The sequence below is a fragment of the Mycobacterium sp. NTMscope_Eco_3 genome, from assembly GCF_976985685.1.
Genome location: NZ_CDRJYZ010000001.1, coordinates 3,170,464 through 3,183,552, shown reverse-complemented (window position 1 = coordinate 3,183,552; position 13,089 = coordinate 3,170,464). Strand labels below are relative to the sequence as shown.

At 61.1% G+C, this 13,089-nt stretch carries 14 protein-coding genes; 5 read left to right on the top strand and 9 right to left on the bottom strand.

All coding sequences use genetic code 11. The features are described from left to right. Positions 1 to 2: 2 nt before the first annotated feature. From AC0KTM_RS14350 to rfbF, 6 genes are read right to left on the bottom strand one after another with little or no spacing between them, the layout of a single operon-like run. Positions 3 to 659 (bottom strand): acetyltransferase, encoded by a 657-nt coding sequence (locus tag AC0KTM_RS14350; RefSeq protein WP_472415942.1) that lies wholly within the window; start codon positions 657 to 659, stop codon positions 3 to 5. After that, positions 652 to 1,761 carry a DegT/DnrJ/EryC1/StrS family aminotransferase gene (locus AC0KTM_RS14345; protein WP_472415940.1) on the bottom strand — a complete coding sequence of 370 codons (1,110 nt, stop codon included), beginning with the start codon at positions 1,759 to 1,761 and terminating at the stop codon, positions 652 to 654. The genes AC0KTM_RS14350 and AC0KTM_RS14345 overlap by 8 nt, the downstream gene beginning before the upstream one ends. Then, positions 1,758 to 2,981 (bottom strand): class I SAM-dependent methyltransferase, encoded by a 1,224-nt coding sequence (locus AC0KTM_RS14340; RefSeq protein WP_472415938.1) that lies wholly within the window; start codon positions 2,979 to 2,981, stop codon positions 1,758 to 1,760. Before AC0KTM_RS14340 ends, AC0KTM_RS14345 begins: the two co-directional genes overlap by 4 nt. Beyond that, entirely contained in the window at positions 2,978 to 3,529 is a 552-nt protein-coding gene (locus AC0KTM_RS14335) for a dTDP-4-dehydrorhamnose 3,5-epimerase family protein (RefSeq protein WP_472415937.1), read from the bottom strand. Before AC0KTM_RS14335 ends, AC0KTM_RS14340 begins: the two co-directional genes overlap by 4 nt. After that, entirely contained in the window at positions 3,526 to 4,614 is a 1,089-nt protein-coding gene (gene rfbG, locus AC0KTM_RS14330; RefSeq protein WP_472415935.1) for a CDP-glucose 4,6-dehydratase, read from the bottom strand. Before rfbG ends, AC0KTM_RS14335 begins: the two co-directional genes overlap by 4 nt. Next, positions 4,602 to 5,375, bottom strand: a complete 774-nt coding sequence (gene rfbF, locus AC0KTM_RS14325) for a glucose-1-phosphate cytidylyltransferase (RefSeq protein WP_472415933.1) — start codon at positions 5,373 to 5,375, stop codon at positions 4,602 to 4,604. The genes rfbG and rfbF overlap by 13 nt, the downstream gene beginning before the upstream one ends. A 213-nt stretch (positions 5,376 to 5,588) precedes the next feature. On the opposite strand from rfbF, the gene AC0KTM_RS14320 reads away from it, so the two are divergent. From AC0KTM_RS14320 to AC0KTM_RS14300, 5 genes are all read left to right on the top strand, one after another. Then, complete coding sequence (locus AC0KTM_RS14320; protein WP_472415931.1) at positions 5,589 to 6,479, top strand: hypothetical protein; 891 nt, start codon at positions 5,589 to 5,591, stop codon at positions 6,477 to 6,479. 330 nt (positions 6,480 to 6,809) lie between these two features. After that, complete coding sequence (gmd, locus tag AC0KTM_RS14315) at positions 6,810 to 7,832, top strand: GDP-mannose 4,6-dehydratase (RefSeq protein WP_472415929.1); 1,023 nt, start codon at positions 6,810 to 6,812, stop codon at positions 7,830 to 7,832. Between the two features lie 7 nt (positions 7,833 to 7,839). Beyond that, entirely contained in the window at positions 7,840 to 8,802 is a 963-nt protein-coding gene (locus AC0KTM_RS14310; protein ID WP_472415927.1) for a GDP-L-fucose synthase family protein, read from the top strand. Positions 8,803 to 8,882: 80 nt separating this feature from the next. Continuing rightward, positions 8,883 to 9,614, top strand: coding sequence for an FkbM family methyltransferase (locus tag AC0KTM_RS14305; protein ID WP_472415925.1), 732 nt, complete (start codon positions 8,883 to 8,885; stop codon positions 9,612 to 9,614). Between the two features lie 96 nt (positions 9,615 to 9,710). Continuing rightward, positions 9,711 to 10,508, top strand: a complete 798-nt coding sequence (locus AC0KTM_RS14300; protein ID WP_472415923.1) for a glycosyltransferase family 2 protein — start codon at positions 9,711 to 9,713, stop codon at positions 10,506 to 10,508. A 54-nt stretch (positions 10,509 to 10,562) separates the two neighbouring features. Here the strand turns inward: AC0KTM_RS14300 and AC0KTM_RS14295 are convergent, their stop codons facing one another. The 3 genes from AC0KTM_RS14295 to AC0KTM_RS14285 are packed head-to-tail and all read right to left on the bottom strand — an operon-like array spanning position 10,563 to position 13,038. Then, positions 10,563 to 11,354, bottom strand: a complete 792-nt coding sequence (locus AC0KTM_RS14295; protein ID WP_472415921.1) for an ABC transporter permease — start codon at positions 11,352 to 11,354, stop codon at positions 10,563 to 10,565. After that, a complete protein-coding gene (locus AC0KTM_RS14290; RefSeq protein WP_472415919.1) occupies positions 11,354 to 12,094 on the bottom strand; it encodes an ABC transporter permease in 741 nt (246 codons plus the stop codon). The genes AC0KTM_RS14295 and AC0KTM_RS14290 overlap by 1 nt, the downstream gene beginning before the upstream one ends. Next, positions 12,091 to 13,038: an ATP-binding cassette domain-containing protein gene (locus AC0KTM_RS14285; protein WP_472415917.1), complete on the bottom strand. Its 948-nt coding sequence runs from the start codon at positions 13,036 to 13,038 to the stop codon at positions 12,091 to 12,093. Before AC0KTM_RS14285 ends, AC0KTM_RS14290 begins: the two co-directional genes overlap by 4 nt. Positions 13,039 to 13,089 lie beyond the last annotated feature (51 nt).

Here is a 13,089-nt window from a genome sequence, read left to right as displayed (position 1 = left end):
TCCTAAGGTGATTCGATCCGGATGACACGAGCCGGATTTCCCACAACGACTGCGTGGTCGGGTACGTCTTTGGTAACCACGGCACCGGCTCCGACTGTGGCACACTGTCCGATCTTCACTCGCGGAAGCACGGTGGCATTTGTTCCTACCATCGCGGCATCGCCGACCGATACGAGGCCGCAAAGAGTGGCGGCGGGGGCTAGGTGCACCCCCGAACCGACTTGGCACTCATGATCTACGGAAGCCTTATGGTTCATGATGCACGCCTCTCCGAGTACTGCATCGGCAGAAACCACCGCGCCGGGCAGGATTTGACACCCTCCGCCAAGCTTGGCTGTGGCATCGACGCTTGCGCGAGGGTCAATCAAAGGTTCGGTGCGTAAGCCCGAGGCGACCATCCGACCCAGGATGTCGATCCGCTCGCGACCACGGCTTCCCCCGATAGCTACCAGTGCGTGGACATCATGAACGTCGCCATGTTCGGCTAGCCATTGCTCAAACCCGGCGTCCCCGATATATAGCGGGATTCCAGGTATCCGCGTAGCGGCCGGATCGTTGTCGAACGTCGCCAGCACCCGTCCACGCAGTCGCTCGATGATGCCTAACAGTACTTTGGCGTGCCCTGAACTGCCCCAGAGGACGTAGCTCTTATCAGCCAACGCAAATCTCCCGGACAACTTGCGCGACGCGGCGCTGCTCGATCTCGGTGATGTCATGAAAGCTGGGCACGTTGATCGCACGGGTGGGGATATCGCTGGCCCATCGACCTCCGGACGATCCCGCGAAGGGCGGGATGGCAGACAGGGGATGGAAGAAGACCCGGGCATCGATATTCTCGGCCGCGAATGCCGCCCGAAGGCGCTCGGACGTTACTCCTGTCGACTTCTCGAACACGACTGTTGGCATCCAGTACCCGTTCTGTGTGCCCGCCGGCTCAGGGTTCATCGATATCCCGGCCACATCGGCCAAGTCATCGGAATAGACCTGAAATATCTTCCGCTTTTGTGAAGTCAGCTCATCGATGCGTTCCATTTGTGCGCATCCGATCGCTGCCTGGATATTGGACATTTTGTACTTGAAGCCCACCATGTCCGGCCAGAACTGCTTGGTCTGGCTGCGTGCGCGTCCGTGGTTGCTCAAGGTGAGCACTTTCTCATACAGATCGTCGTCGTTGGTGACGAACATGCCGCCCTCACCGGTGGTGACCGTCTTGGTGCCATGAAACGAAAAGGTTCCAAAGCAGCCCATCGAACCGGCGCGCTTGCCGTAGTAGATCGAACCGATGGCTTCGGCGGCATCCTCGATGACCGGGATACCGTGCTTCTTTGCGATAGCCAAGAGGCGATCCATCTCGCAGAGGTTTCCGTACAAATGCACCGCGAGAATGGCTTTGGTGCGCGGCGTGATGGCGGCTTCGGCCAATTCCGGGTCGACGCACCAACTCTCGGGCAGGATGTCAACGAAGACGGGCTTGGCCCCGAGGTGGACGATCGGCGCCGCCGAGGCGATCCAGTTGGTGTCGGCCATGATGACCTCGTCGCCGGGCCCGATTCCGAGCGCAGCCATGCCCATGTGCAGTGCGCCCGTGCAACTCGACGTGGCGATCGCGTGCTTGACGCCGAGGTGCTCCTTATACGAGTTCTCGAACCTCCCGATGTAGGCATAGCACTGCTCGCCCCAGCCGTTGGCGGCGGCATCGGTGGCGTAGCGCACCTCGAGGTCGGTGATCGACGGCTTGGTGTACGCGATACGGGGCTTCACAGGAAGCTCAATTCAGGAACCGCCGTCACGAAAATCGCACCTGCCTCGGCAAGATCTTTCAGCTGCGTCCGCACTTCTTGAGCGATGTTCCTGGGCAGGATCACCACGTAGTCTGGCGAATTTTCCCACAGCGCCTGCGGCGCGCGGATTGGAATGTGGCTTCCCGGCAGGAATTTCCCTTGCTTGGATGGTGCGGCGTCACAGACGTAGGGCAACAGGTCGGGCCTGATACCGGCGTAGTTCAGCAAGGTGTTACCTTTGGCGGCCGCTCCGTAGGCGGCCACTCGTCGGCCGGCACGCTTCTGTTCGATCAGAAAGGCCACCAGATCGTCCTTCACCCGGTCGGTTCGCTTCTGGAATTCGGTGTAGGTCTCCAGCCGAGTCACCCCGAACTCGGCCTCGCGCGCGAGCAGCGCCGCGACGCGCTCCGTTGTGACGATCGCTGCGTCGGTGTGGCAGCCATATACTCGTAGGCTACTGCCGTGAGTTGGCAGCTCCTCGACATCCCACACGCGCAGGCCGGCTTTGGCGAAGATGCTGGCCACCGCGGTGAGTGACAGGTAGGAGAAATGCTCGTGGTAGATCGTGTCGAACTGGGTCTGCTTGATCAATGGGACAAGGTGCGGAAATTCAAGTGTGACAGTGCCTTCCGGTTTGAGCGCTGCAGCCAATCCCCGGGTGAAGTCGTTGATATCGGGCACGTGTGCGTACACATTATTCCCCGCGATCAGATCCGCCGACCGTCCTTCATCCGCCAGCCGGCGGCCTAGGGCTTCGCCGAAGAATTCCCGCATGACTGGGATGCCCAGCGCCTCAGCTGCCGCGGCCGTGCTTGCCGTCGGCTCGATTCCCAGGCAGGGAATCCCCGCTGCCACAAAGTTTTTCAGAAGATAGCCGTCGTTAGAGGCGACCTCGATGACGAAACTCTCGGGCCCAAGCTGCAGCCGGTCGGTGATCATGCGCGCATAACCGGCTGCGTGATCGAGCCAACTGCTCGACGTGCTGGAGAAGTAGGCGTAGTCGGCGCTGAACAATTCCTCGGCCTGGGCGTAGTCCTCGGTTTGTACCAACCAGCACCGGTGACACACCTTAACCCGCAGCGGGTAGTGCACCTCCGGGTTGGACAGCTCCTCGGCGTAGACATAGGCGTTCGAGGGGGGTGCAAAGCCCAGGTCCACAAAGCTGTGTTCCAACGCCATGCCGCAGTGTCGGCATTTCATAACGCAACTCCGGTGAAATCGGCACCCAATAGCGGGTGGGAAAGGTCACGGGGTGAAAGGTCTTGTGGCGGCAATGGCCAGGTAATGGCGAGGCGTGGGTCGTCGTGCCGTAGCCCGCCCTCGGATGATGGGTTATAGAACGCGGTGTGCAGGTACAGCAACTCGCTGTCGGGCTCCAAAACCTGGAATCCGTGGGCGAAACCCTCAGGGATGACTAGCATTTGCGCGTCATCTTGGGCTAGCGCCTGGGCATGCCACTGCAAGAACGTTGCGGATCCGGCGCGCACGTCGACGGCGACGTCCATGACCCGCCCGCGAAGGCAGCGGATCATCTTCATCTCCGCGTGCGGTGGGTGCTGGAAATGCATGCCGCGCACGGCGCCGACGCTGCTGGTCCGGGAGTGATTGATCTGCACGATCTGACGCTCGCCCAGAACCGGCTCTAGTTCCGCGGTGCAGAAGAGGCGGGTGAACGCGCCTCGGGCATCCCGATGCGGCACCGACTGCGCAACCTTGAGGCCGGCCAGCGGCGTGTCGAGGATCTTCATGTTGTCGCCCAACCCAATCCCGCGCTGGCCGCATCGGCAACATAGACGGCCAGTTCTTCAGCGCTCGGCAGTGCACCCGATTCCATCAGAAGCCGATACCAGTTTGCCGTGCGGTGGATTGCCTGGTCCAGCTTCCATACTGGGCGCCATCCCAACTGCATCCGCGCCTTGGCGCTGTCCAATTGCAGTAGGCCCGCCTCGTGCGGCTGGGGATCAGATGTCACTTGCCAGCGCAGCTGCGGCCAGGTGTGCGCAAGATCGTTGAGCACCTCCTCGACGGTCCGGTTTCCTTCGCCGTCCGGCCCAAAGTTCCACGCGTCGGCGCAGGCCGCGTCGCCTGCCAGTAGACGCTGACCCAGCAACAGATAGCCGCTGAGGCAATCCAATACGTGCTGCCACGGTCGGGTGGCGTGCGGCGAGCGAATAACGAGCGGCTCGCCGGCGGCGACCGAACGCACCAGGTCTGGTATCAGTCGGTCCTCTGACCAGTCACCGCCGCCAATAACGTTGCCCCCCCTCGCCGTTGCGAGCAACGGAGCCGACGGCTGTTGCAGAAACGCGGTTCGAAAGCTCGCAGCCACCAATTCGGCGCCGGCCTTGGACGCGCTGTAGGGATCGTGGCCTCCCAGGCGGTCTCGTTCTCGGTATGCCCAGGGCCATTCGCGATTTTCGTAGCACTTGTCGGTCGTCACGACGACGATGGCACGCACGTCCGGTGTGCGGCGGGCGGCCTCGAGCACATGCGCAGTGCCCATCACGTTGGTCGCCCACGTGGTGATCGGCTCGCGGTAGGAGCGACGAACCAAAGGCTGTGCCGCCAAATGGAATACGATCTCAGGCATTGCGGTGTCGAATACTCGACGGACTTCCGCTTCGTCGCGGATGTCGATGCGGTGATCCTGGATCGCTAGTTGCAGTAGGTTCCAATGACTGGGCTCAGACGTCGGATCCAGTGCGATACCGGTGACTTCGGCGCCCAGCGATTGCAGCCACAGACACAACCAGCTGCCTTTGAAGCCGGTATGGCCGGTGACCAACACCCGGCGACCTCGATACGCCGATCCGAAAGCGTTCAATTCCAGCATTTCCACGGCGCTTTGCCGCCACTCCAGAGTTCTTCGAGCATGTTCTTGTCCCGCAGCGTGTCCATGGGATGCCAAAAGCCGGAATGCTCGAAGGCCATCACTTCGCCATCGGCAGCGAGACGAGCCAAGGGCGGGCCTTCCCACGACGTCTGGTCGCCCTCAATGTAATCGAGTACCGAGGGTGACAAGACGAAAAATCCGCCGTTGATAAGCCCGCCATCACCTCGCGGCTTCTCGACAAAGCCCGTTACTTGTTTACCGGCGCACTCCAGGGCCCCATAGCGTCCCGGCGGGAGCACCGCGGTAACCGTGACGTGGCGGCCGTGTTGGCGGTGGAATTCGATGCTCGCGCCGATGTTCGCGTCGGTCAGCCCGTCACCATAGGTAAAGCAAAACGCTTCGTCATCCCGGATGTAGGCTTCCACTCGCTTGAGGCGCCCGCCCGTAAGGGTGTTCTCACCCGTATCCACCAGCGTCACTCGCCAGGGTTCCGCATGGTGTCGGTGGACTTCCATCTTGTTAGCGGACATATCAAAAGTGACGTCCGACATGTGGAGGAAATAATTGGCGAAATATTCCTTGATCACGTACCCCTTGTAACCGCAACACACCACAAAATCGTGGATACCGTGGTGGGAGTAGAGCTTCATGATGTGCCATAGGATTGGTCGTCCGCCGATCTCCACCATGGGTTTGGGGCGGATCGTGGTTTCTTCGCTCAGACGAGTACCAAACCCGCCGGCCAACAATACGGCTTTCATTGGTATCCCTTTCGACAGCTCCGTCGGCTACTTCCGGATCTAACGCGCCGCACTAGCCCTACTGTGCCACGAGGCATCTGACTGACTACCTAGATCCGGTGTGCGGGCGCGGCGCGCGCCCCCTTGGGCCGACGCTTTGCTAAGAATAAAGTTGCTGACCCAGAGATCGTGGATCGGGCCGCGACGGGTGTGGGCAGCGGGAGCAGGACTCACGTGCAAATCAATCTCAATCCGCTGGCCCTCCTCGCGCAAGCCCTGACGGCGGGTGAAGAGAGGCAGCGCACTCTGATTGGCCGCGGGCTCACGTGGCAGGTGCGTGGACGGGAAGTGATCAACGGCCTAGCCGATGTGGAATTCTCGGTGTTCAGTCAATTCGGCGACGACGGCATCATTCAGTGGCTCATCCATCGGCTTTCGGGATTGAGCGAGACCTTCGTAGAATTCGGCGTCGGGGACTATCGAGAGTCCAACACCCGATTCCTGCTGCTGAATGACAATTGGCGCGGACTGGTGATGGATAGCTCCGATCGCAACGTCGCCGTCATCAAGCGCGACGAGATTTCGTGGCGCCATGATCTCCAGAGCGCATGCACCTTCGTGACGGTAGAAAATATCAACCAATTGATGCTGGATCATGGGTTCGAAGGCGAGATCGGGCTTCTTCATATCGACATTGACGGCAACGACTACTGGGTCTGGCGCGGCCTCACGGCCGTACGGCCCGCGATCGCGATCATGGAGTACAACAGCGTGTTCGGCGCCGAACGCGCGATCACGATCCCCTACGACCCGAATTTCAGTAGAGCACGCATCAACAATCTGTACTTCGGCGCCTCGCTGCCGGCTATGTGCGACCTTGCTACTTCCAAGGGATATGATTTTGTCGGCAGCAACAGTGCAGGGAACAACGCTTATTTTGTCCGCTCCGACCTGCAGCACGGACTTAAGGTCCTGACCGCTGCGGAGGGCTACGTGACATCCAAGTTCGCCGAGTCCAGGGACAGCAAGGGCCGGCTGACTTATCTGCGCGGCGAGCGGCGACTGGCTTCCCTAAAGGGATTGCCCGTGGTCAATACCCGGACGGGCGCCGAAGAGGAGCTCTGAGTGTTGATCGACCCCTCGCCGTGTTACAACTGCGCGCGTCGCCGTCGCTTCATAGTAGATGCTGAAAGCACACCCATATTGAGCGACAGACTCAGTGACTGTGCTGGGCAATTACGACCGAGAAGGTTCTACCTGCGCAACCGGTAAACAGCCTGGAACAGAAGTGTGAAGGGAGCCTAAGCGACGCAGGCAGGGACGTGACCCAACTAAGAGAATCGTGTATTCAAGCTGGGGCTCGTACCATGACCTCTTGACGTAGCAAGGACGACTTCGATGATGGGATGCCAGACGTTTGGGTGACGAGCATGCACCGACAGAAGTAAGGATCTGATGAAGCGAGCGCTCATAACCGGAATCACCGGACAGGACGGCTCGTATCTTGCCGAGCTGCTGCTACGTAAGGGATACGAGGTCCACGGGCTCATCCGTCGAGCTTCGACGTTCAATACCTCCCGGATCGATCATCTCTATATCGATCCACATGAACCGGGTGCGCGACTGCTCTTGCACTACGGCGACCTCACCGACGGCACCCGATTGGTCACCTTGCTCAGCACCATCGATCCCGACGAGGTTTACAACCTTGCTGCGCAGTCGCACGTGCGTGTCAGCTTTGACGAACCGGTGCACACCGGCGATACCACGGGCATGGGATCGATCCGACTGCTCGAGGCCGTTCGCCTCTCTCGAATCGACTGCCGCTTTTACCAGGCATCCTCGTCGGAGATGTTCGGTGCGTCGCCGCCACCGCAGAACGAGCAGACACCGTTTTATCCGCGCTCACCATACGGCGCGGCAAAAGTCTTCTCTTACTGGGCGACACGCAACTACCGAGAAGCGTACGGTTTGTTCGCGGTGAACGGCATATTGTTCAATCACGAATCGCCCAGGCGCGGCGAAACATTCGTGACCCGAAAGATCACGCGAGCAGTTGCGCGCATCAAAGCCGGCGACCAGGCAGATGTCTATCTAGGCAACCTCGATGCCGTTCGTGACTGGGGGTACGCGCCTGAATATGTCGAGGGTATGTGGCGGATGCTGCAGGCTCCTGAGCCCCACGACTTCGTCCTGGCGACAGGCCGCGGTTACAGCGTGCGCGAGTTTGCCCAGACCGCTTTCGACCATGCCGGACTCGACTGGCAAAAGTATGTGAAATTTGACGACCGCTATCTGCGTCCCACCGAAGTCGATTCACTGATCGGCGATGCCACCAAAGCCGCCCAGTCGCTCGGATGGAAGGCTTCCGTGCACACCGGCGAATTGGCGCGGATCATGGTCGAGGCGGACATCGCCGCTTTGGAATGCGACGGAAAGCCATGGATCGACAAGCCGGTCCTCGCCGGCTGGAAATGACCCGAGTATGAACTCTGCAGTTGGAGTCCTTGACCGCACTTCGCCGGTATACATCGCAGGGCACCGCGGCTTGGTCGGCTCCGCCCTGGTCCGCAGGTTTCAGTCCGAAGGGTTCACGAATCTTCTTGTGCGGCCGCACAGCGAGCTCGACTTGATGGACCGGGCCGCAACATTTGACTTCGTTCTCGAGTCAAGGCCGCAGATCGTCATCGATGCCGCGGCCAGGGTCGGTGGCATCATGGCCAATGACACCTATCCCGCCGATTTCCTGTCCGAAAACCTGCAGATCCAGGTCAATCTGCTCGATGCCGCGGTGGCGGCGAGGGTGCCACGGTTGCTGTTCCTCGGCTCCTCCTGCATCTACCCGAAATTCGCTCCTCAGCCGATCCAGGAGAGCGCGCTGCTCACCGGCCCGCTGGAACCGACGAACGACGCCTATGCGATTGCAAAGATCGCGGGAATCCTTCAGGTGCAAGCGGTTCGGCGTCAATATGGCTTGTCGTGGATTTCGGCGATGCCAACCAATCTCTACGGACCCGGCGACAATTTCTCTCCTTCGGGTTCGCACCTGCTGCCGGCGCTTATCCGCAGATACGAGGAGGCGAAGGCGAGCGGAGCCCCAAGCGTGACGAACTGGGGCACCGGGACCCCACGGCGAGAGCTGCTGCACGTCGATGACTTAGCCAGTGCGTGCCTGCACCTTCTCGAACATTTTGACGGCCCGGATCACGTCAATGTGGGCACCGGTGTCGACCACAGCATCGGTGAGATCGCCGAGATGGTCGCCGCCGCGGTCGGCTATACCGGCGAAACGGACTGGGACCCAACGAAACCGGACGGGACACCACGTAAGCTGCTGGACATCTCAACGTTGCGGGGCGTCGGCTGGCAGCCCAAAACCCCACTGCGCGAGGGCATTGAGGCAACGGTAGCGTGGTATCGGGCGAACGCAGCGGCGGCGCGGCAATAGAACGGGTACGAGACGTATATCTGGGTCGTCAGTGCCTCCAAGGGCATTCTTCGCGAACATTCGCATGTTAGTGTTATGCGATGCAATTGCTGGATCAGGTTCGTATGATCGCACGCGCCGCACCGTCCGAGTTCTTACGTTACTTCTCAGAGCGCAATTGGAGACGTAAGTTCGTCAAACAACTCGAATCACTTAATGTGAACGTAGTTTTCGACATCGGTTCAAACACGGGGCAATACGCTGCCAGCCTCCGCAAAGCGGGTTACCAGGGTCGTATGGTCTCGTTCGAGCCCCTCTCACAGCCGTTTGCGACGTTGGAAAAAAGGGCGTCAAAGGATCCACTGTGGGAGTGCCGAAGGCACGCGCTGGGTGACTCCGACGGTACGGTGTCGGTGAATATTGCAGGCAACGCGGCTCAGAGCAGTTCCGTGTTGCCGATGCTTAAAAGCCACCAAGATGCCTTCCCCCCAGCGAATTACGTCGGCGTCGAAGACGTGGCCGTGTACCGGCTTGACTCCGTGGCGCCAGAAATTTTGCGGCCAACCGATGTGACTTTCCTCAAGATCGACGTCCAAGGTTTCGAAAAGCAAGTGCTTGCCGGTAGCGAATCGACGCTCGCCAACAGTTGTGTGGGCATGCAACTCGAACTTTCGTTCCTGCCCCTGTACGAAGGGAGCATGCTTATCCCGGAAGCGCTCGAGTGGGCATATTCCATGGGCTTTAAGCTAACCGGATTGCTCCCGTGTTTTATCGATCCCCGGGACGGCCGGATGCTGCAAGCTGACGGCGTATTCTTACGTGAGACGAGTTGACCTGACAATGCACTTGTTTTTGCCGGCTGAATCGAATTCAGATGATGTGCCTAACGCCCGGACCGACGCCCAAGTGGAAAGCCGTGAAGTAGCGTCATGACTGCGCCAACGTTTTCGATCATCGTACCCACGTTCAACTCAGCCGCAACCCTGCAGGCCTGCATTGAAAGCATTACCCGCCAGACGTACACCGACTACGAGCTGGTACTCGTAGACGGCGCTTCGACAGACGGAACCCTCGACATCGCGAACAGTTTTGGCGCCGGCCTCGGTGAGCGCCTGGTCATCCACAGTGGCCCGGACCAGGGTCCATACGACGCCATGAACCGCGGCGTCGGCATGGCGACCGGGGCGTGGGTGCTCTTCCTGGGATCCGACGACACTCTGCTTGAGCCGGCCACTCTGGAGCTCGTGGCCGCCTTCATCTCCAGCCATGAGCCCAGCGACCTGGTCTACGGCGATGTCGTCATGCGCTCAACCGGGGCCCGCCATGCCGGCGCCTTCGATCTCGATCGTCTGCTGTTTGAAACGAACCTGTGCCATCAGTCAATCTTTTACCGCCGCAAGCTTTTTGACGGCATCGGTCCCTATAACTTGCGCTATCCGGTCTGGGCTGATTGGGATTTCAACATCCGCTGCTTCTCCAACCCGGCGCTGGTGACCCGGTACATGGACATCGTCATCGCGGAATACAACGACATGACGGGGCTCAGCATGAGGCAGAGCACCGACAGGGAGTTCAGAAAGCGGCTGCCGATGTACTTCTGGGTGGCCGCCTGGGAGACTTGCGGCCGGATGCTGGCGTTCTTCCGAAAAAAAGAGAATCGTCGACTGGCGTTGCGCGCCTTGCTGATCAGGTCCAGAGCCGCATCGAAGGCGCGGGCACAGAAGTAGCGCACACTTGTTGCCATGCCCGTTCGTCGGGCGGCGATCGTGTGTCCCGGACGTTTAAGCGCTGGCTTCGGCGGCGAGCCGATAGCCGCGCACGGCTACCGGAATGAACACCGCGAGCAGCACGACTGCCCAGGCAAGGGTTATCGCGAGCGGCAACGCGAGCGGCCCCCCGTAAGCCAAGGCTCGCATCGTCTCGATGGGTGGCGAGATTGGTTGCATGCGGATCAACGGTTGAGCCCAGTCCGGAAACAGCTTGATGGGAGTGGCGCCGGGATTGACAAACGCTAGCGCGAAAGTGGCGCTCAGCAGCCAGGTCATCGCGGTGCGGCCATTCTTGCGGATAGCCATCGCCATCACCAAAGCGGTGAACCCGGTCACCACGAACGACGGGATCAGAAGGAAAAGTAGGGCCGAGGGCCAGCCCTGCGTGAAACGCAACCCCATCGCCACCCCGATTACGGTGATCAAGATCGTGCCGATGAACGCGCGCACGACTTCGGCGATCACCCAGCCGCTGATCCCGCTCGCCCGGTGGATCGGCAGCACCCACATCCGGCTGAGGAGGCGCGACTGACGGTCCATCGTGATTCCAACCGAATTGCCCAGTGATCCGAACAGACCGGATATCACCGCGCACATGGGGACTACGCCATAAACGCTGTCGACGCCGGTGACCTTCTGCACCTGCTCTCCGAGCACAATTTTATAGATGAACAGCAGAAAGACGGGAAGGAGCAGAGACCCCATGAGCACCGCTTGGTCGCGCCGCCATCGAAGCAAGAGTCGGCCTGCCTGCACCCAGCTTTGGATCAGCATAGAACCGTGTGGCGCGAGGCGATGCGTCACTAGCCGCGCCTCTGCATGCGCAACGTGATCGCGCCGAAGACCAGCACCATGCCCAGGCACCAGGCCAGGGTGGCCGCCAGGTTACTGAGCGCTACGTGCCCGGAGGCCAGTCCGCGCAGGGCTTCGGCGAACTCCGAAATCGGTTGGTTGCGAACATATGGACGCAGCCACTCCGGAAAGGTCTTCTCCGGGGCGATTCCGGTGGACAGCATGAAAAGCAACAGTTGAGGGACGAACAAGAGGTGGCTGGCGCCCTGGACGGTATTGGCGCTCGAACCGAGCGCGTCGGCGCCCAGCGTGACGGCCAGGCACAGCAGCAACGAGATGACGAGGAAGGCCGCCGCGTATCCCAATCCCCCGGTTATCCGAAAACCGAAGGCATAGCCGGTGATCAACGCCACCAGCAGGGAGAGGACGCCGCGCATCAAGGTGGCCACGGTGCGGGCTGTTACGGTGGCCACCGCAGCGACGGGCAGCGTCCGCATCCGCTCACCGATCCCAAACAGGTGGTCGCGCGCCGCGCGGTCCGCGGTGAGCAGCCCGACGAAAATCATCGATTGGGCCACCACCGCGGGCAGAAAATACTGGGTGTAACTGACGGGCCCTGTGTCGATCAGGCCGTGCAGCGCCACACTGAACCCCGCCAAATACGCTGCGGGGGAGATGATCTCGAAGATCATCTCGCCGTCGCGTGCTGCCGACATCAGCGAACGCTCGGTGAGGGCGGCCAGGGCGCTCATGACCGGGCGACGGTCCGCTCGGTGAGGTGCAGGAACGCTTCATCGAGCGACGGCTTGCGCAGCGAGATGTCGGCCAGTTCGAGGCCGAGCGCGTCGACCCGGCGAAATACGTCGACCAGCGTGGCCACCCCGTCAGGGGCGAACACCGACACCGAACTCGTATCGGTGTCGATATCGACCCCGTCGAGTCCGGCCAGCGCTTCGGCCACCTGGGGCAAGTCGGCGGGATTGGCCGGGGTCACCTGGCAGTAGCTGGTGCCGACGGCGCGCTTGAGCTCCTCGGCGGTGCCGCTGGCGATCACCTGCCCGTGGTCGATGACGACGATCGAGTCGCTCAGTACGTCGGCCTCTTCCAGATACTGCGTGGTGAGCAGCACGGTGATGCCCTGCTCGGTCAGCGAACTCACCAGGGCCCACACGTCGCGGCGGCTGCGCGGGTCCAGCCCAGTGGTCGGCTCGTCGAGGAACAGCACTTGTGGCGGCACCACCAGGGCACTGGCCAGGTCGACGCGGCGGAACATGCCTCCGGAGTAAGTCGACATCCGGCGGTCGGCGGCGGCGACGAGGTCAAACTGTTCGAGCAGTTCGTCGGCGCGCGCCTTCGCCTGTCGGCGATTCAGCCCGCGCAGCCTGCCGAACAACACCAAGTTCTCCCGGCCCGTCAGCATGGGATCCATGCCGGTGAACTGTCCGGCCATCCCGATGCTGGCCCGTACCTCGGCGGGCTGGCGGGCGATGTCATGCCCGGCAACGCTGGCGCGGCCCGAGCTGGGACGGATCAACGTGGACAAAATGTTGATCGTGGTGGTCTTGCCGGCGCCATTATGGCCGAGCAGCCCACACACTGTCCCGGCCGGAACCGAAAAGTCCACGCCATTGAGCGCGAGCGTGTTTCGCCCGAATGTCTTTGTGAGGCCGACAACCTCGATCGCCAATGGGCTCACGGTAGGAGTATTTCACGGTGCAAACCGGCGTGGTGTCGGTATAGGTGGATG